This window comes from Patiriisocius hiemis (assembly GCF_031846325.1).
GTDB lineage: Bacteria > Bacteroidota > Bacteroidia > Flavobacteriales > Flavobacteriaceae > Patiriisocius_A > Patiriisocius_A hiemis.
Genome location: NZ_JAVRHZ010000001.1, coordinates 282,361 through 302,775 on the forward strand (window position 1 = coordinate 282,361; position 20,415 = coordinate 302,775).

The 20,415-nt window shown below is 34.6% G+C and carries 17 protein-coding genes; 15 read left to right on the plus strand and 2 right to left on the minus strand.

Features of this window, described 5'->3' with window-relative positions; genetic code table 11:
• Positions 1–77: 77 nt before the first annotated feature.
• Positions 78–1,157 carry a serine hydrolase domain-containing protein gene (locus tag RM538_RS01310; protein ID WP_311331585.1) on the plus strand — a complete coding sequence of 360 codons (1,080 nt, stop codon included), beginning with the start codon at positions 78–80 and terminating at the stop codon, positions 1,155–1,157.
• 159 nt (positions 1,158–1,316) lie between these two features.
• Positions 1,317–1,805, plus strand: coding sequence for a hypothetical protein (locus RM538_RS01315; RefSeq protein WP_311331586.1), 489 nt, complete (start codon positions 1,317–1,319; stop codon positions 1,803–1,805).
• A gap of 85 nt (positions 1,806–1,890) precedes the next feature.
• Here RM538_RS01315 and RM538_RS01320 read toward each other — a convergent pair whose 3' ends face one another.
• Complete coding sequence (locus RM538_RS01320; RefSeq protein ID WP_311331587.1) at positions 1,891–3,447, minus strand: ComEC/Rec2 family competence protein; 1,557 nt, start codon at positions 3,445–3,447, stop codon at positions 1,891–1,893.
• Between the two features lie 131 nt (positions 3,448–3,578).
• Between RM538_RS01320 and guaA the strand changes: the two genes are divergently transcribed.
• From guaA to RM538_RS01385, 13 genes are all read left to right on the plus strand, one after another.
• Entirely contained in the window at positions 3,579–5,108 is a 1,530-nt protein-coding gene (gene guaA, locus RM538_RS01325; protein ID WP_311331588.1) for a glutamine-hydrolyzing GMP synthase, read from the plus strand.
• A gap of 57 nt (positions 5,109–5,165) precedes the next feature.
• A complete protein-coding gene (locus tag RM538_RS01330; protein ID WP_311331589.1) occupies positions 5,166–7,073 on the plus strand; it encodes a LysM peptidoglycan-binding domain-containing protein in 1,908 nt (635 codons plus the stop codon).
• Positions 7,073–7,477: an OsmC family protein gene (locus RM538_RS01335; RefSeq protein WP_311331590.1), complete on the plus strand. Its 405-nt coding sequence runs from the start codon at positions 7,073–7,075 to the stop codon at positions 7,475–7,477. Before RM538_RS01330 ends, RM538_RS01335 begins: the two co-directional genes overlap by 1 nt.
• 66 nt (positions 7,478–7,543) lie before the next feature.
• Positions 7,544–8,077 (plus strand): DUF922 domain-containing protein, encoded by a 534-nt coding sequence (locus RM538_RS01340; RefSeq protein ID WP_311331591.1) that lies wholly within the window; start codon positions 7,544–7,546, stop codon positions 8,075–8,077.
• 267 nt (positions 8,078–8,344) lie between these two features.
• Positions 8,345–8,587 carry a DUF3820 family protein gene (locus RM538_RS01345; protein ID WP_311331592.1) on the plus strand — a complete coding sequence of 81 codons (243 nt, stop codon included), beginning with the start codon at positions 8,345–8,347 and terminating at the stop codon, positions 8,585–8,587.
• 43 nt (positions 8,588–8,630) lie between these two features.
• On the plus strand, positions 8,631–9,002 hold the full coding sequence (locus RM538_RS01350) for a hypothetical protein (protein WP_311331593.1): 372 nt from the start codon (positions 8,631–8,633) through the stop codon (positions 9,000–9,002).
• A gap of 100 nt (positions 9,003–9,102) precedes the next feature.
• Positions 9,103–10,716, plus strand: coding sequence for a CTP synthase (gene pyrG, locus RM538_RS01355; RefSeq protein WP_311331594.1), 1,614 nt, complete (start codon positions 9,103–9,105; stop codon positions 10,714–10,716).
• A gap of 96 nt (positions 10,717–10,812) precedes the next feature.
• Positions 10,813–12,711 (plus strand): membrane protein insertase YidC, encoded by a 1,899-nt coding sequence (gene yidC / locus RM538_RS01360; RefSeq protein WP_311331595.1) that lies wholly within the window; start codon positions 10,813–10,815, stop codon positions 12,709–12,711.
• Positions 12,712–12,810: 99 nt separating this feature from the next.
• On the plus strand, positions 12,811–13,503 hold the full coding sequence (locus RM538_RS01365; protein ID WP_311331596.1) for a toxin-antitoxin system YwqK family antitoxin: 693 nt from the start codon (positions 12,811–12,813) through the stop codon (positions 13,501–13,503).
• A gap of 77 nt (positions 13,504–13,580) precedes the next feature.
• Positions 13,581–14,774, plus strand: coding sequence for a tRNA 2-thiouridine(34) synthase MnmA (gene mnmA, locus RM538_RS01370; protein ID WP_311331597.1), 1,194 nt, complete (start codon positions 13,581–13,583; stop codon positions 14,772–14,774).
• 160 nt (positions 14,775–14,934) lie between these two features.
• The gene (locus RM538_RS01375) at positions 14,935–16,551 is read left to right on the plus strand and encodes a S8 family peptidase (RefSeq protein WP_311331598.1); all 1,617 of its coding nucleotides are present in this window, start codon (positions 14,935–14,937) and stop codon (positions 16,549–16,551) included.
• A complete protein-coding gene (locus RM538_RS01380; protein WP_311331599.1) occupies positions 16,551–17,492 on the plus strand; it encodes an NAD(P)H-dependent flavin oxidoreductase in 942 nt (313 codons plus the stop codon). Before RM538_RS01375 ends, RM538_RS01380 begins: the two co-directional genes overlap by 1 nt.
• A gap of 39 nt (positions 17,493–17,531) precedes the next feature.
• On the plus strand, positions 17,532–18,068 hold the full coding sequence (locus RM538_RS01385) for a GNAT family N-acetyltransferase (protein WP_311331600.1): 537 nt from the start codon (positions 17,532–17,534) through the stop codon (positions 18,066–18,068).
• A 50-nt stretch (positions 18,069–18,118) separates the two neighbouring features.
• Here the strand turns inward: RM538_RS01385 and katG are convergent, their stop codons facing one another.
• Entirely contained in the window at positions 18,119–20,362 is a 2,244-nt protein-coding gene (katG, locus tag RM538_RS01390; RefSeq protein ID WP_311331601.1) for a catalase/peroxidase HPI, read from the minus strand.
• Positions 20,363–20,415: the final 53 nt, after the last annotated feature.

Below are 20,415 nucleotides of genomic sequence, written 5' to 3' on the forward strand. Positions count from 1 at the left end.
CCGTTACCAGCAATTAGAAAAAACTGTAACAAGCTGTCTTTAAAGCAATCATTGAATTAATAAATATTAAATTTTCTATGCGACTAATAATCCTTTTTGCTTTAACATTATTTTCAACAACTGTTTTTGCCCAGAGAAAACCAATTTCAAATCTTCCTTCTGTTAATCCTGAAGAAGTAGGTTTTAGTCAAGATTCCTTAAATATGCTTGATGATTTAATCGATAATTTCAAGCAAAGAGATTATCGAGCTCTAATAGTTATTAAAGACAACAAATTAGCAATTGAATATTACTATAATTCATTTTGGAGAAACCATATTCACGATATACGCTCAGCCGGAAAAAGTATTACCTCAATATTATTAGGTGTTGCTATTCAAGAAGGTTACATTGAGGATTTAGACCAAGATGTTTACTCTGTTTTCTCGAAAGAAAAATACCCTTCTATTAATGAAGACTATAAAAAGATAAAACTGATTCATTTACTAAATATGGTTTCGGGTTTAGATGCAGATTCAGATAATTCTGATACGCATGGAAATGCAGGCCATTGGATTGCTAAAGATGAATGGGTAAACTACTTGTTAAGTATTCCATTAGTCAGAAAACCAGAATCGAAATGGGTTTATGCGGATATAAACGCAGTTCTAATTGGAGCAATAATCGAAGAAAAAGCAGGAATGAGTTTGAGAGACTTTGCCAAAAAATATGTTTTTGACGAATTAGAAATTAAAGAGTTCTATTGGTATACAAATGCTTCAAACCAAACAGGAGGTGCGGGAAATCTTTACATTTCTGCACTTGATTTTGCCAAGCTTGGTTGTTTAATTTCAAATAAAGGAAAATGGGGCAACAAACAAATTATAAATTCTGATTATGTAAATCGTTTAATCAATGAAAATTCAAATGCAATTGGAGACTATAATCCGCTGGCAGATGGATATGGAATGTTGTGGTATAAATCTAAACGAAAGTTCGGAACGAAAGAAGTAGAATATCTCTGGGCATCAGGAAATGGCGGAAATCATTTAGTTATTGTTCCTGAAAAGAATATGGTAATAGCAATGACTTCTGGAGCATATGGAAATTGGTATCCCCATAAAAGAGCCTACAGTATTTTGGGCAAAGTATTCCAAGCTTTGGAAAAAAATGAATAAAAAAACTGCAGATAACAATGTGTATAATTCATTGCTAGTTAAAGCCTACTTACGAAAGTCCTCGCGGACTTTCTATCTGTGATTTATTTGCTAACTTAGACCTAGTCAACACAACTAATCATATATTCACTTCTTGTTAGTCATAAACTTAATAAAGTAATGGAATATTCCAATTTATTAAATACCCTTGCACAAATAGCCTTAGGAACTTTAGGTTTTACAGGTGTTGTTGTTGCTTTAAAACACAGTACAGAGGATTGGGATAATTATGAAAAAATACGATTTCAAGCTTTAGTCACAACAACTTTAACTGCTCTAGTTGGCTCTTTATTACCACAGGTATTTGCAATTGAATCTGATGACAGCTTTCTAACTTGGAGGTTAGCTAATTTGGGTATAGGAATAATGCATCTAGCAAACTTTAGTTCAATTATTTATGCAGCCGTTAAATATAAAGTTAAACCAGAATTTAAAGGGTTTAAAGATGTATTGGACACCATAATTGGTCCAGCTCTAATAATTTTACATTTTGTGGCAGCATTAGGTTACATTCCATGGCTCGAACTATTACTTGTTATTGGTGTACTACAACAATTGTATATTGGAATTAGTAATTTCCTCGTATTTATTAGTTGGAAAAAAAAGTAAAATAAAGCGTTTATATCATACAACTCTGTTGTGTGTAAAATATTAATAATTAGCTGCTTATTAAATAATAGTATATTTTTAACTACTACCTCGTTTTAATATCTTCAAAAGAAATAACTCGTTTCCCGTTTTTCATTTTTACAGTAAAGGCATAAGCTTCTTTTACCCAAGGCTTTCCGCTATGTGTAAAAACAACCACACGCTCACCATCGGTTCGAAGTTCTATGAGTCCAAAGTTAGTTCTATCAAAACCATAAAAATCAATTTTTTTAAGCTCTTTGTCAGTATTTCTGCTTGAAAATAATTTGGTAAGTTGCGCTCTTGTAAAAGTATCTTTAGTGTGGTTTTTAAAGAAGGCGTTTAGGTCTTTTTGTGTAAAGCTTACGTCTTTGTATTTAAAAAAAGCGGCTAACTCTGTAGAAAATATAATTCCTTGGTCTTCTCGAGATACTTTTCCTAAAGCATTAAGTAAAGTGGCTCTTGGATGCATATATTCCCAAAACTCACTATCGTCTCCAGATGAGATAAGAGAAACAATAGGCTCCATTTTTTTTAAGGTTTTAAAGTCAAACTCGTGTGAGCCGTGGTGGGGTGCTTTTAGTATTTCAGCTTTCAATAATCTATCATCCAGTTTTTTATCTAGCACCTGCATGGACTCTTCGTTTAAATCACCTGTAAAATTTATCCGCACATTGCCATAGCTTAATCTAAAAGCAATAGAATGTCCGTTTATAGTGTGAGATGCAGAATACTTGTGCGAGCTTACATCGGCTTCATGAGTTTCGGCCTCTGGGTCGGGTGCATGTTTGTGCAAAAAGGGGAGGGCTTCTACTTCTTGTCCGTTTTCTTGTACTTTTTCAGTAAAAGGACCATGTAAATCTATTTTTATGCCTTCATCGTGTAAAAAATCAAATACTTGTGTTTCATCCATACCATAATTCACTCGTCTAAAATCAATAGGTGCTCTGGTTTCCCAATGGTCTATGGTTTTGGTCCAAGACTTAAATTTTACGTTTTGCTGTGATTTGGGTACTTCTCTAGGGTCGTTAACTAAATCTGTAATAAAGAGTTTGCTGTTATGAACTGCTGTTTTGCCTAGCCGTTCTTCCTCATCAATAGAACTAGGCCTTTTTACGAGTCCGTTGTGAAGTATCCTTTTGGGCTGTATAGCAACGCGTTTAGTTCTATGGACTTCTGCCTTTTTAAATTCATTTAAGCCATCAAAATGGTCGGCATCTCCATGGGTAACTATAATAGCATCAACAGGGATAGGGTTGTTCTTATGTGATCTTTTATATTTAAACCGAGCGGTAAAGTGGCGTGGAAATAACTTATTATGTCCTCCATCTATAATAATAATTTTGTCCTCAGGGGTTTGGAGCACCATGCCATCTCCTTGTTGCACATCTACCATAGACATTTTTAAGGTTCCCTTACTCATAGTCTTTGGCTTGCCTTTTACGTATCCTTCGTAGGGGCTAAAGTATCTATTAAGAACTTTAACCTTTGTTTCTCTTTTTTGAGAATTATACTCTACAATTTCAACAGGATCTCCAAATATGAGGATATCACTTTTTTTATTTTTTCCTTGTGCATTTTTTCTGTAAACAGAAACAAAGTCGTCTGCAATAAACGTTGCCATAATTTTAATTTAGTTAGTTGCTTCTAAGGTAGTTAGAAATGATTAATTGTACTACCGTTTTTTAACCTGTTTTTTCTATAAAAAACTTACTTGCATCATTTCAGATTAAAAATGTATCCTTATTTTTGCCTATGCAAAACAACGTCCTCATTCTAGATTTTGGATCGCAGTACACGCAGCTAATTGCTAGACGTGTAAGAGAATTAAATATTTACTGCGAGATCCACCCATATCATAAAGTACCACAAGATTTATCGAGTTTTAAAGCCGTTATTTTATCGGGGAGCCCTTTTTCGGTGCGCGCCGAGGATGCGCCGCATCCTGACCTTTCACAAATTAAAGGTCACAAACCGTTATTAGCGGTTTGTTACGGCGCTCAGTATCTAGCTCATTTTAATGGGGGTAGTGTGGCACCATCAGACATCCGTGAGTATGGTCGCGCTAAGCTAACCACCATATTGAGTCATGACGATTTGTTTGCAGGCATAAAAGAAGATACACAGGTATGGATGAGCCATAGCGACACTATAGCTACTTTACCAGAAAAAGGAGTGCGTTTGGCTAGCACAGATGATGTTGCAAATGCAGCTTATAGAATTGAAGATGAAGAAACCTACGCTATTCAATTCCACCCTGAAGTGTATCACACAAAAGATGGAAAACAATTATTACAAAATTTTTTAGTTGACATTGCAGGAGTAGCACAGTCTTGGACACCTGCAGCATTTGTAGATACTACTGTTTCAGAATTAAAGAAAAAAATTGGAAATGATAAGGTAGTACTAGGTTTGAGTGGAGGTGTAGACTCTACTGTTGCTGCTATTTTATTACACAAAGCAATAGGTAAAAACCTGTATTGCATTTTTGTAAATAATGGATTGCTACGTAAAAATGAATTTAGCGATGTATTGCTTCAGTATAAAGATATGGGGCTTAATGTAAAAGGGGTAGATGCATCATTACGCTTTTTGGACGCACTCAAAGGAGAAAGTGATCCCGAAGCAAAACGCAAGGCAATTGGTCGTGTTTTTATTGAAGTTTTTGATGATGAGGCAACGAGCATTAAAGATGTAACATATTTAGCACAAGGTACTATTTACCCAGATGTGATTGAAAGTGTATCTGTTAATGGACCTTCTGTAACTATAAAGTCACATCACAATGTTGGTGGACTTCCAGATTTTATGAAATTAAAGGTTGTAGAGCCATTACGAATGCTATTTAAAGACGAAGTACGTCGTGTTGGTGCAGAAATGGGAATTGATTCTAAGTTGTTAGGAAGACATCCGTTTCCAGGTCCTGGATTGGCAATTAGAATTCTTGGAGATATTACTGCAGAAAAAGTTAGAATTTTACAAGAAGTAGATGCTATTTTTATTGACGGACTTAGAAAATGGAATTTATACGATAAAGTTTGGCAAGCAGGAGCTATATTGCTTCCAGTAAATAGTGTAGGAGTGATGGGAGATGAGCGCACCTACGAAAAAGTAGTTGCTTTACGTGCAGTAGAGTCTACCGATGGAATGACGGCAGATTGGGTAAACTTACCTTACGAATTTTTACAAGAAACCAGTAATCATATAATAAATAGAGTTAAAGGCGTTAATAGAGTAGTGTACGATATAAGCTCAAAACCTCCTGCAACGATTGAGTGGGAATAAATTTAGTTTAATTTTAAGATAAAAAAGTTTACATTGTACAAGTAAAACAAACCTCACGTGAAATACATTTTTTGCATACTTACCTTACTTATAGTAAATACTAGTTGTGGTTCTATTGCACAACAGCAATATAAAAGTCATACGGTTGCTCAAGGTGAAACCGTTTATAGTATTTCAAAAAAGTATAATCTTACTGAAGCTGAGATTTATAAGCTGAATCCAGACGCTAAAAAAGGAGTGCAAACAGGTAGCATACTTATTTTGCCATCCAACATTGGTACTATTTCAAATTCTGAAAATACTCCTACGAGCTTTAAAAGGCATCGTGTAAAACGAAGAGAAACGCTTTACAGTATCTCACAATTGTATAACGTAAGTCAAGACGATTTAAAAAAATACAATAAAGAGTTGTACTCCAGACAGCTTAAAAAAGGGGAAAAAATCCAAATCCCTATTTTTGGTGGAGCATCCTCTAATACCTCAAATACTGGTAGTACAACAACTACAGAAGACCCTAAAAAATCTACACATACCGTTCAGCCTAAAGAAACGGTATATGGGATTGCTAGAAAGTACGGTATTACAATTCCAGAACTACAAGCACTAAACCCTGGATTAGGTGAAAGTGTTCAAATAGGAGCCACTTTAAATGTTCCAGATACTTCAGTTACTGAAACAGCTACTATAGATGACGAGAACTATAATTTTTATGAAGTCCAACCCAAAGAGGGCTTTTTTAGGTTAAAAGTAAAATTAGGTCTTACTGAAGAAGAAATTGTTCTATTGAATCCGTATGCAAAAGATGGTTTAAAAGAAGGAATGATTTTAAAAATTCCGAAGGGAGGAAACGTTAGTACAGATCAAGTTACTAAAGTAAATCTAGAGAATGCTATCTCTAATAGAATACGAAGAAAAGTGGCTGTGATGCTTCCTTTTCAGTTACAAAAAGCATCAGATTCTATTTCCTCAAATGAAGAGCTCTTAAAAAAGAATAACACTATACGCATTGCGCTAGATTTTTATAGTGGTGTTTTAATGGCTGCGGAGTTTGCGAAAGATAAAGGTATTTCAGTAGAATTAGACATCTATGATACACAGGGAAGTACTAGTAAGGTTTCTAGCATATTATCGCAAAATAATTTTGAAGAAACCCATGCAATTGTTGGGCCTTTACTTAGTAAAAATGTAGTACAAGTTGCTTCGAAAGTAAAAAGTAAAGATGTTCCTGTGTTTTCTCCATTGAGTAATAAGAATATTAAAATGACATCAAATTTATTTCAAACTTTGCCTACAGATGCAATGCTTGAGGATAAAATGATGAATTTTATTACCGAAAATACTGTTGGTAAAAACGTATTGCTTATCACAGATGCCACAAGGAATACTCAAAAACAACGAATACTTTCTGCATTACCAAACACTAAAACAGTTTCTTTACGAAAAGACTCTTTCTTGTATGTTGCAGATATAGAGAACAAGCTAGATAAACTAGGTGAAAATTGGATATTGCTAGAAGCAACAAATCCAGTTTTAGTAAGTAATGTGGTTGCTTTACTTAATGGTTTGCCTAGTCGTTATAAGGTTAGGTTATTAACTTTAGATAAAAACGATTCTTATGACTATCACGATGTTTCAAACCTTCATTTAGCAAAATTAAACTTCACATTTCCTTCAGTAAATAAGAGTTATAATTATAAAGATAAAACACCATTTTTGGTGAGTTATAAAAATAAATATGGAGTGCTACCAAACAAGTATGCAGTTCGTGGTTTTGATATTATGTATGATGTTTTACTTCGATTAGCATCAGCAGATGATGTTTATGACGCTTCTAACAACGAATATGAAACAGAGTATATAGAAAATAAGTTTATGTATAGTAAAAAGTTATTTTCTGGCTATCAAAACAATGCATTGTATATACTTAAATATACTAACGACTTACAATTTGAAGTAGTAAAATAATGAGCACCTCAAAAGTCACTTACTTAGGAAACCTCCGAACGGAAAACGAACATCTTAAATCTGGAAATACCTATTTTACAGATGCCCCTACAGATAACAATGGAAAAGGAGAAGCTTTTTCTCCTACAGATACGGTTGCAACTGGATTAGCAAATTGTATGCTAACGGTAATGGGTATTAAAGCAAATAGTATGGATGTAGTATTAGATGGTAGTACTGCAGAAGTAACTAAAACTATGGCTTCAAACCCCCGTAGAATTTCAAAAATTGAAATTGTACTTTCTTTGCCAATTGGGATTGATGCAAAAATTCAGAAAATTCTTGAGAATACTGCTAACTCATGTCCTGTGCATCATAGCTTACATCCAGATATTGAAAAGGAAATTACTTTTAATTGGGGGTAATCTTTTTCATTCAACTCTTAAGAGAGGAGTAAAAAATAAACCTAACTATTTTCCGTTATTATTACCATGAAGTTTTTGGTAGTATTATTTTGTTTGCTCTATGCATTACCAGCTCCTAATGACAATATTAAAATGCGATGGAGAGAAGACCGGAAGTTAACTTGGGATGATTTTAGAGGGCGTCCATCCGGTAGTCCAGAGTATGTTGCAAGCACCAATTCTGGTATCTCATTCTCTTATAGTTACTCGACTAGAAATGGCGATATAATTTTAGAGTATAGTGTGCAAAGTAATTTTTATCCAGAACTTTCTTGGTACCGTAGCGGAATTGTTACAGACTACATCTTACAACACGAACAAACGCACTTTGATATTTCAGAGTTATATGCTAGAAAACTCAGGCAGAAGATAGAAGAAGCTACATTTACCAAAAATATTAAATTGGAGTTAGAGGCAATTTATTCTGAAAACGAAAAACAAAGGCAGCAAACCCAACATAAATACGACAAGGAAACAGAACATTCTAAACTTGCTGAAAAAGAATTCCAATGGCGCTTGTTTATTGCTCAAAAATTAAAAAAACATGAATATTGGAAATAGTATAGAGTATAAATTTATTAGTAATTAAAGACATAATATTTATATCAAAGCGAAGCTTTGAACTCCTTTTCAGCAGAATAGAGAGATAAACTCTGAGATTCAGGAGTTCCAAAATTGGAACGACGCAGAGTTTATTGATTGGTTTTTAGCTTTGCTGAAAAATTCCTCAGAAATCGAAGATTCACGAATACTTTATTTGTATTTTATTAATGAATGAGTAAAAGGTGTCTTTTCTTTTGTTTCATTTTCTTTGGACAAGCAAAGAAAATGAAAATCAATAAACCATTCTCAATGAAACCTAACAACAAAGCACACCTTGTAGAACTTGCCAATTATAAAATGCCCTTTGGGAAATATAAAGATCAATACCTTGTAAACCTGCCAGAGGCTTATTACATATGGTTTAAACAAAAAGGATTTCCCGACGGTAAGCTAGGTAGACTTATGCAAGAAATGTATGAAATAAAAATTAATGGTCTAGAACATCTTATAAAACCATTAATACAATAAGCAACCAAATATATACTTTCACATCTATTTTTAAATTAACTCTATGAAAGCCTTAAAGAAAATTTTAAAAATTTTCCCTGAACTATTTTTAATTTTATCTACATTATTTTATTGGATAAGTGCTGGGCTAGCCATTAATTATATTGCTATTGTATTAATTACAATAGTAGTTTTGCAGCTCATTTACAAGAAACAAGGAACAGGTATTGCACTAGGAGTTATCTTTTCTCTCATTTTTTGTTATATGTTTTTAGCATTACTATCTGATGTAGTAAAACTAGAATCAATCTCTTCAAAAAAGTGGCAAACTATACTAGCTTTTGTGCTTTATTTTGGTAGTGGTCTTGTAGCTGGGATTGTAATGACAATAAAATACATTAGCCAAAATAGAAATAATAAAGAATTATCATTTTAAAAAGAGACTCTTCTTAAACGACTTTTATAATTTTATGTATTGCCATTGGTAATAAATCCCTAACTTTGCATCCCGTATAGCTAACAAAGCAAAGTCACTCATGAGTACTACAAAATACATCTTCGTTACGGGCGGGGTTTCATCATCTTTAGGAAAAGGAATTATCGCGGCCTCTCTCGCTAAGTTATTGCAAGCTAGAGGATACCGAGTGACCATTCAAAAGTTAGATCCATACATTAACGTAGATCCGGGAACACTTAACCCTTATGAGCATGGTGAATGTTATGTAACCGATGACGGAGCAGAAACCGATCTTGACCTAGGCCATTATGAACGTTTTCTAAATGTCAATACTTCACAAGCTAATAATGTTACTACAGGACGTATTTACCAAAGTGTAATAGATAAAGAACGTCGTGGTGAATTTCTTGGCAAAACAGTTCAAGTAGTACCTCATATTACCAATGAAATTAAAGAACGAATCCAAATCCTCGGGAATAGTGGTGATTACGATATTGTTATTACTGAAATTGGAGGAACTGTAGGAGATATTGAATCGTTACCTTACATAGAAGCTGTACGTCAATTAAAATGGGAATTAGGCGATGACAATGCACTTGTAATTCACTTAACATTAATACCTTACTTATCTGCGGCAGGTGAATTAAAGACAAAGCCCACACAACACTCTGTTAAGACATTAATGGAAAGCGGAATTAAAGCTGATGTTTTAGTTTGTAGAACCGAACATGAGTTAAGTGAAGATTTAAAAGTAAAACTTGCATTATTCTGTAATGTAAAGAAAGAAGCTGTGATACAGTCTATTGATGCTTCTACTATTTACGATGTCCCTAATATGATGTTAGAGGAAGGACTAGATAAGGTAACATTAGAAAAATTAAAACTTTCTGATGCATCTGAGCCTAACTTAGAACGATGGAATCAGTTTTTAAATCGACATAAAAACCCAAAAAGTGAAGTTACTATTGGGTTAATAGGAAAATATGTTGAACTCCAAGATAGTTACAAATCTATTTTAGAGGCTTTTATTCACGCTGGTGCAGAGAATGAAGTAAAAGTACACGTGGAGTCTATTCATAGTGAATATATCAACGAAAAGACTATTAAAAATAAGTTTACCAAACTTGATGGTATCTTGGTTGCTCCAGGTTTTGGAGAACGTGGTATTGAAGGTAAAATAGACGCAATACAATATGCAAGAGAAAACAAGATTCCATTTTTGGGTATTTGTCTAGGTATGCAAATGGCTGTTATAGAATACAGCCGAAATGTTCTAGGATTAAAAGACGCAAACTCAACGGAGATGAATGCAGATACTCAAAACCCTGTAATTGGGCTAATGGAAGAACAAAAGAGTATTACAGATATGGGTGGAACTATGCGTTTAGGCGCATGGGCGTGTGAGTTAAGTGAAAATAGTATTGTTTACGAAGTGTACAAAAATAAAAACATCGAAGAACGCCACAGACACCGCTACGAGTATAATAATGAATATAAAGAACAACTTGAAAAGGCTGGACTAATCGCTACAGGAATAAACCCTAAAACTGGGTTAGTAGAAATTATTGAAATCCCTACACACCCTTGGTTTGTAGGAGTGCAATATCATCCAGAGTATAAAAGTACGGTAGCAAATCCACATCCATTATTTGTGGCTTTTGTAAAAGCAGCACAAGAGCATGCTTCAAAATAAATAAGACAATTTGGCGTATTGCATTTGCAAGGCGAGATTGTTGCTTAAGACTAATTAATAAATTACTTCGGAGAAAAAAAATCCGAATCAAAATATATGGAACAAAAAAAGTTTGACTTAAACTCATTAATCGGGTTTTTATTAATTGGAGGAATTTTAATTTGGATGTTATATCTAAATAAGCCTTCAGAAGAAGAAATTCAAGCAGAAAAAGCAAAAACTGAAGCAGCTGCTAAGGAGAAAGAAAAGGAAGTAGAACAAGGAGCAGACAGTAAAGATGTTACCCTGACAGAAGCTACTACAGAGCTTGCTAATACAAACCCAAACGATTCTTTAGCACTTGAAGGTCTTAAAAATAGATTAGGTTCTTTTTCATACTCAAGCACACTACCTTCGGCAACCGATGCAACTACTGTTTTAGAAAATGATGTAGTTTCACTTACAGTTAGTAATAAAGGAGGATATATTTCAGAAGCAAAACTAAAAAACCATACAACCTATACAGGAGAGCCTGTATATCTTATTAAAGATGGGAATGCTTCTTTCAATCTTCAGTTTACTTCAGAAAACAGATTATTAAATTCTGAAGAACTTTATTTTGAACCTTCTTTAACAAAAAATGGAGATAATAACGTATTAACTATGCGCTTAAAAACATCTCCTACTGCTTATGTTGAGTATCGTTATGAGGTTTCTCCTGGCGAATATATGCTAGATTTCAGCATTAAATCGCAAGGGTTAGAAGGTGTTATGAACACTTCGCAACCAATATACTTAGATTGGAATTTAAAAGGCTATCGCCATGCAAAAAGTATTATGTACGAGAACCGTTATACGCGGTTAACGTATGAGCATGAAGACGAAGACTTTAGTAAACTTTCTGCTACGGGTGAAGATGATGAGGTAGAAAAAAATGTAGATTGGATGAACTTCCGTCAGCATTTCTTTAGTTCTATGTTATTAACAGATACTCCATTTAAAGAAGTTTCATTTACTTCAACAGACTTGGTGGAAGATGAAGCAATAGATACAGTCTATACTAAGAAATATGGAGCAAAAATGCTTTTAGAACCTAAGGGTGGAGGATTGGCATATGATATGAATATGTACTATGGACCAACTGACTATAAATTATTTAAAAAATATGATAGAAATCTAGATGAAGCTATGCCGTTGGGGTGGGGGATTTTTGGGATGATTAATAAATATATAATTATTCCATTATTTGGGTTTTTAAGTGGGTTCTTACCTGCTGGATTAGCAATTATATTACTTACGGTTTTAATAAAGTTGGCCTTATCTCCAGTACAGTACAAACAATATTTGTCACAGGCAAAAATGAAGGTTTTAAAGCCAGAGCTTGATGCCATTCGCAAGAAACATGAAGGAAACCAAATGAAGATTCAACAAGAAACAATGAAGCTTCAAAATATTGCTGGCGCCAGTCCATTAAAGGGTTGTTTGCCTGCATTATTACAAATTCCTGTTTTCTATGCTTTATTTACATTTTTTCCTACAGCTTTCGATTTAAGACAAAAAAGCTTTTTATGGGCAGAAGACTTATCAAGTTATGATACTATTGCAGAGCTTCCATTTAATATTCCTTTTTATGGAGACCATGTGAGTCTTTTCCCAATTTTGGCATCTATTGCTATCTTTATTTACATGATGATGACAATGGGGCAAAGCATGCAGGCACAACAGCAACCTGGAATGCCTAACATGAAGTTTTTAATGTACCTGTCTCCACTATTTATGCTAGTATTTTTTAATAATTATGCGAGTGGATTATCGGTGTATTATTTAACTTCAAACCTTATTACTATTGGTATTATGCTTGTTATCAAGAAGTTTGTGATTGATGAAGAGAAAATAAAAGCTAAGATTGAAGTAAACAAAAAGAAGCCTAAAAAGCAAAATCGTTTTCAGCGTAAAATGGCAGAAATGATGGAACAGGCAGAGCAACAAAAAGCAGCACAGAAAAAGAAGAAGTAGGATTACTGCTAAGGCAGGAATCTCTTTTGCAATACTTTTTATTGAAATACCATACAATCAAAAACACTTAGCTTCGTTTTTAATTAAAAATAAACACTAATGAAAACTTTGTTTTTATTTTTCTTCGGAATAAGTACTGCAGCAACACTTTTAGCGCAGGATAAAGTAAATCAGTTTGATGAAAATGGAAAGCGTCATGGTGTTTGGGAAAAATACTACGACGGAACTAAGCAACTTCGATACACAGGCCAATTTAACCATGGAAAAGAAGTTGGAACATTTACATTTTATTGTGAAAAATGTAAAGATCAGCCTAGTGTTACTAAAGAGTTTTCTAAAAATGATAATATTGCACTAGTGACCTTTTATAATAACAAAGGTAAAGTGGTGAGTAAGGGTAAAATGGATGGCAAGAAGCGAGTAGGAGAGTGGCTTACCTATCATAAAAATAGTGATATTGTAATGATGCGTGAAAACTATGTTGATGACGTTTTAAATGGTAAGAAAACCACCTATTTCCCAAATAAACAAATCACAGAAGTAATTACTTATAACAAGGGAATTAAAAACGGTGAAAACCTTGTGTACTCTGAAGAAGGTATTCTTCTTAAACGTCTTAACTATGCAGAGGATAAACTACATGGACCGGCTGAATATTTTGAAGGATATGGTAACATAAGTATCAAAGGGCAGTATAAACAAGGTAAAAAAGATGGATTGTGGCGTTATTATAAAAATGGTAAAGTAGAATTTGAAGAAACGTACCCAATCCCAGTTAAAAAGAAACAGTAATAGTAGATAATTACATAAGATAATTTTATAAAGCACTAGAAAACTAGTGCTTTATTATTTTGTAATTTTGCAATCAAATGAAACAAAAACGCGTCATAGTAGGTTTAAGTGGAGGCGTAGACTCCAGCGTAGCTGCATACCTTTTAAAAGAACAAGGTTATGAGGTTATTGGACTGTTTATGAAAAACTGGCATGATGACTCAGTAACTATATCTAACGAGTGTCCTTGGTTAGAAGACAGTAATGATGCCATGCTAGTAGCTCAAAAATTAAATATCCCTTTCCAAACGGTAGATTTAAGCGAAGAGTATAAGGAACGTATTGTAGATTATATGTTTCATGAATATGAAATGGGAAGAACCCCTAATCCAGATGTACTTTGTAACCGTGAGATTAAGTTTGATGTGTTTATGAAAATTGCAATGGATTTGGGAGCAGATTACGTAGCTACCGGGCACTATTGTAGAAAAGGAGTTATAGAGAAAGATGGTACGGAAATCTATCAATTACTATCTGGAAAAGATAATAATAAAGACCAGTCGTATTTTTTATGTCAATTATCACAAGCCCAGTTGTCAAAAACTTTATTTCCAATAGGGGAGCTTCAAAAATCTGAAGTTAGAAAAATTGCAGCTAACCAAGACTTAATAACTGCAGAAAAACGTGACTCACAAGGGCTTTGTTTTATAGGTAAAGTTCGCCTACCTGAGTTTTTACAACAACAATTAGCACCAAAAGAAGGAGTTATAATCGAAGTTCCAGAAGATTATTCTGGATATCAAAAAAACATCCCTAACTTTTCTTCGGAAGAAGAGCGTTTGGCATTTCTTTCTGAAAAAAATAAATATTCAAAACAAGATGGTACTGTAGTTGGAAAGCATCAAGGAGCACACTATTTCACAAAAGGACAGCGTAAAGGACTTGCAGTAGGAGGTACAAAAGAGCCACTTTTTGTAATTGACACAGATGTTTCTGAAAACATTATCTATACAGGGCAAGGAAAACAACACCCAGGGCTTTATCGTCATGGCCTTTTTGTAACACAAGAGGAAGTGCATTGGGTACGTCCAGATTTACAATTGCAAGAAGATGAAACTTTAGAAGTCCTAGCACGCATTAGATACCGTCAACCTTTAGAAAAGGCAACCTTACACCAAACATCAACAGGGCTGTATGTGATATTTGAGAATGCACAATCTGCCATTACCGAAGGACAATTTGTTGCTTGGTATCTTGAAGATGAATTAGTGGGTAGTGGTGTTATTTCTTGATTTTGTTAGTAAATTACAAAGCGATTTCAAATTCTAGATTCAAGAAAGTTTTCACCTTTACCTTCGTCTTTGTCTTCAAAAAACATTAACACTATTTAAGTTTTAGTGTATTGTTTCTCAGTTAGTTGTTTCGTAATTTTATACTGAAAAAGAAAAACCTATGAAAAAATTACTACTCCTTTTTTTATTAGTTTCAATTAGTATATCCCATGCCCAACAAGATGCACTTGTATATTTTACTGATAAAGAAAATGTTGAAGCAGCCATAGCAAACCCTATTACTATTTTAACACAAGAGGCAATTAACCGAAAGCAATTGCATAATACCACTATCGATGAACGCGATGTTCCTGTAAATGAAACGTATATTTCTCAAATTAAAAACACCTCAGGTATTTCGGTTCACGCGAAATCAAAATGGATGAATGCAATTTATGTAAGAGGTACGCAAACTAATATCGATAATTTAACAAACCTCTCATTTGTAGAAAGTGTGGAGTACATGGATAAAAGTTTAAATTTCAGCACTCCAGTAACTACAACCACTAACAAATTTGATTTTTACGATACCCAAGAGCGTATTATCTATAATTATGGAGATGCTACAAATCAAGTTGAAATGTTAGCAGTAGATTATCTACATGAACAAGACTTTGCAGGTGATGGGATGATTATCGCTGTTATGGATAGTGGGTTTCCAAACGTAACAACCAATCCAGCTTTTGCTGCTATTAATGGTGAAGGAAGATTATTAGGTACTTATGATTTTGCCGAAAGACAAAACAATGTGGATGGAACTGGCTCACATGGAGCAAGAACCTATAGTGATATTGCAGGTCTTTTGGATGGAGATTTTGTAGGTACTGCACCACTAGCATCTTTTTATTTATTTAGAACAGAATTTGCACCAACCGAGAATCCAGTTGAAGAAGCTTGGTGGGTAGAAGCTCTAGAAAGAGCAGATAGCTTAGGGGTAGATGTTGTAAACACTTCACTAGGATATCAAGATTATGACAATCCTAATTATGATCACAGTTACGAAGATCTTGATGGTCAAACTACTATAGGAGCCAGGGGTGCTAATCATGCTTTTGATAAAGGAATGTTGTTAGTAACATCTGCTGGTAACGATGGTGGAGGGTTTACCTTTGTAGGGACGCCAGGTGATTCCCCTGGAATGTTGACCGTTGGTGCTGTAGATAACGATGGAAACTATGCATCATTTAGTTCTATTGGTCCAACAGTAGATGGAAGAATAAAACCAGATGTAATGGCAAAGGGGTTAAGTGCAGCTGTAGTTGACGAAGATGGATTTGTAACCACAAGTAGTGGGACTTCTTTTAGCTCTCCCATCATGGCAGGCGCAATTGCTAGTTTATGGGAATCTAGACAAGAAGCAACCAATGCGCAAATAATGCAAATAGTAAGAGAATCATCACACCTTTTTGAAAACCCAACAGATCAAATGGGGTACGGAATTCCAAATTTTCAAAAAGCTTATAATAATCTTCAAATACTTGGTGTTGAAGAAGTAGCATTAAAAAATAATTTTGCGTTATTTCCTAACCCAATTGACACATTTGTAAATGTGTCTTTTCCAAAACATGAAAATCAGGCCATTTTTACTATTCATAATGTGATTGGAAAAAAAATAATTGATACTAAGGTTTCAAGAAATGATAATCAAGTTGACACTTCTAATTTGACCTCTGGTGTGTATATTGCAACTGTAAAAACAGAAACTAGTACTAACAGTTTCAAACTAATTAAACGATAGTGCAAAATAAAATAACGCAACTTTTTGATATTGAATACCCTATTATTCAAGCTGGAATGATATGGAATAGTGGTTGGAGATTAGCAAGCGCAGTAAGCAATACTGGTGGACTTGGATTACTTGGAGCTGGATCTATGTACCCAGAAGTCTTAAGAGAACATATTGTAAAATGCAAAAAAGCTACTAATAAACCATTTGGAGTTAATGTTCCCATGCTGTATCCTAACCTTAAGGAGATTATAGAAATAATAATTGAAGAAGGAGTCAAAATTGTTTTTACTTCAGCCGGTAACCCAAAAACATATACACAACATTTAAAAGATAATGGTATTACTGTAGTGCACGTGGTTAGTAGTGTAAAGTTTGCTTTAAAAGCACAAGAAGCTGGGGTTGATGCTGTTGTTGCCGAAGGCTTTGAAGCTGGAGGACACAATGGGAGGGAAGAGACTACTACCTTTACACTAATCCCAATGGTAAAAGAGCAGTTAAAAATTCCTTTAATTGCTGCAGGAGGTATTGCCAACGGAAAAGGAATGTTAGCAGCAATGGTATTAGGAGCAGATGGGGTGCAAGTTGGAAGTCGTTTTGTGGCTTCAGAAGAGTCCTCTGCACATCAAGCCTTTAAAAAGATGGTAGTAACTGCTAAAGAAGGTGATACTCTGCTAACCTTAAAAGAACTGGCCCCTGTTAGAATGCTGAAGAATAAGTTTTTTGAAGAAGTAATGGAGCTCTACAGGACTAACCCAACCAAAGAACAACTTATTGAGTTATTAGGGCGTGCTCGAGCAAAACGTGGTATGTTTGAAGGAGACCTAGAAGATGGAGAACTGGAAATAGGACAAATCGCTGGATTAATACACGATATAAAGCCTGCTGCCCAAATAGTTAGAGAAATGGTTTCTGAATTTGAAACTGCTAAAGAACATATTAATTCTTTATAGTTTATTGAGACTAAGATAAAAACTCAATTTCCATTTGTTATGAAAATCCATATCGAAACCAATAGACTTATTTTAAGAAGACTTATAGATACAGATGCTGAAGGTATCTTTAAACTAGACTCAAACCCTAGAGTACATGAATACTTAGGAAAAAAACCAATAAGTATTCTAACCGAAGCAAAGGATATAATAATTAATATACAGCAACAGTACGAAAAATACGATATTGGTAGGCTGGCTATCATTGATAAAAGCACAAATGACTTTATAGGTTGGGCTGGTTTAAAATATGAAACAGATCTTAGAAAAGAGTTTCATTATTATGATATAGGTTACCGGTTAAGAGAAGAATATTGGGGAAAAGGTATTGGAACAGAAGCAGCCATTGCTTCACTTTATCATGGATTTAATGATTTAAAACTTAATAAAATTTGTGCTGCAGCCGAAATACCCAATATAGGCTCCAATAAAATCCTTCAAAAAATTGGATTAAAACCTTCAGGGCAATTTATATATGATGATACTTTGCTCAATTGGTATGGATTAACTAGGAAAGAGTGGCTTTCTAGTAACTAAAAAAGCAGCTTGGTTTCAAGCTGCTTTTTTATATCTAGGTTTTAATTTAATTATTTTAAATCAAAACGGTCTGCATTCATAACTTTGGTCCAAGCGGCGACAAAGTCATTCACAAACTTTTCTTGGGCATCATCTGCAGCATACACTTCAGAAACAGCTCTTAATTCACTATTAGAACCAAAAATTAAATCGGCTCTAGTACCTGTAAAAACTACTTCTCCAGTTCTTCTATCTTTTCCTTCAAAAAGAGTATCGTCATTAGAAGTTGTACTCCAAGTATAAGTCATATCCGTTAAGTTCTTAAAGAAATCATTGGTTAAGCTTCCAACGTTATCTGTAAATACTCCGTGCTTAGAGCTATCATAATTAGCTCCTAAAACACGCATACCACCAACAAGTACTGTCATTTCTGGAATTGAAAGTGAAAGTAAATTTGCTTTATCAACTAGTAAGTCTTCAGCAGCTATATCGCCAATATTTGGATTTACATAATTTCTAAACCCATCTCCAACTGGCTTGAGATAATTAAACTGCTCAACATCTGTTTGTTCTTGAGTAGCATCACCTCTTCCTCCTGTAAATGGAACAGAGATATTATGTCCTGCATTTTTAGCAGCTTCTTCAATTCCTGCAACACCACCCAAAACAATAAGGTCTGCAATAGAAATTGTACCGCTAAATTCTTTCTGGATACCTTCATATACGTTAAGAACTTTATCCAACTCTGATGGATTGTTTACTTTCCAACTTCTTTGCGGCTCTAATCGTAGGCGACCTCCATTTGCTCCACCTCTTTTATCAGAATCTCTATACGTTGAAGCAGAAGCCCAAGCAGTCCTAACCAATTCTGAAATTGATAGTCCAGAAGCTAAAATCATTTTCTTTAAAGAGGTAACATCTGCCTCACTTAATGTGTAATCCACTTTTGGAATTGGATCTTGCCATATTAATTCCTCATCCGGAATTTCTGGTCCAAGATAACGATCAATTGGTCCCATATCACGGTGTGTTAACTTGTACCATGCTCTAGCGAAAGCATCTTCAAAAGCTTTGTGATCTTTATGGAATTTTTGAGAAATTTTTAAATATTCTGGATCTGTTTTTAGTGCAATATCTGCAGTAGTCATCATTAAAGCTTGTGTTCCATTTGGATCACCCGCTTTTGGAGCCATCTTAGCTTTAGATGCTTCAGTTGGAGTCCATTGGTGTGCACCAGCTGGGCTTTTAGTTAATTCCCAGTCATAATTTAATAGAACATCAAAATAATCAGCGTCCCACTTTGTAGGGTTTGGTGTCCAAGCACCTTCAATACCACTAGTTATAACATCGTCTAACACTCCACTTTTGTATGTGTTTTTCCAACCCATACTCATTTCTTCTATTGGTGCTCCATGTGGTTCTGCACCAACATATTTATTAGGGTCAGCTGCTCCATGTGCTTTACCAAATGTATGTCCTCCTGCTACTAAAGCAACCGTTTCTTCATCATTCATTGCCATACGTCCAAAGGTTTCTCTAACATCTTTTGCGGAACCCATAGGGTCAGGATTTCCGTCTGGGCCTTCTGGATTTACATATATCCAACCCATCATTACTGCTGCAAGTGGATCTTCTAAATCTCTTGTGCTATAATCTTTACCATCATAACGGTCTTCATTAGCACCCCATTCTGTTTCACTTCCCCAATACACATCTTGTTCTGGTTCCCAAATATCTTCACGACCTCCAGCAAAACCAAAAGTTGGGAATCCCATAGATTCTAGAGCACAGTTTCCTGCAAGAATCATTAAATCTGCCCATGATAATTTTCGTCCATACTTCTTTTTAATAGGCCATAGCAACAAGCGTGCTTTGTCTAAGTTTCCATTGTCTGGCCAACTATTAATTGGTGCAAAACGTTGATTTCCAGTACCTGCTCCACCACGTCCATCTCCAACTCTATAGGTTCCAGCACTATGCCAAGCCATACGTATCATAAAACCTCCATAGTGTCCATAATCTGCTGGCCACCAGTCTTGAGATTCTGTCATTAAATCTATCACCTCTTGTTTAAGAGTTGCATAATCTATACTGCTAAATTCTTTAGCGTAATCAAAACCCTCTTCATAAGGGTGTGATTTTGATGCATGTTGTCTTAAGATATTAAGTTTTAATTCGTTGGGCCACCAATCTCTATTTTTAGTACCACCACCTGATACATTATTTTGATTACCACTTAAAAAAGGACATTTTGAAGCATCATTTATTTCAAAATTTTTTCCGTTGGGATTTTCATTTTGGTTTTTGTGATCCATAGTTATTTATTTTTATTTTCTTAGTTTAAAGATATAAAGCTACATATTTACAC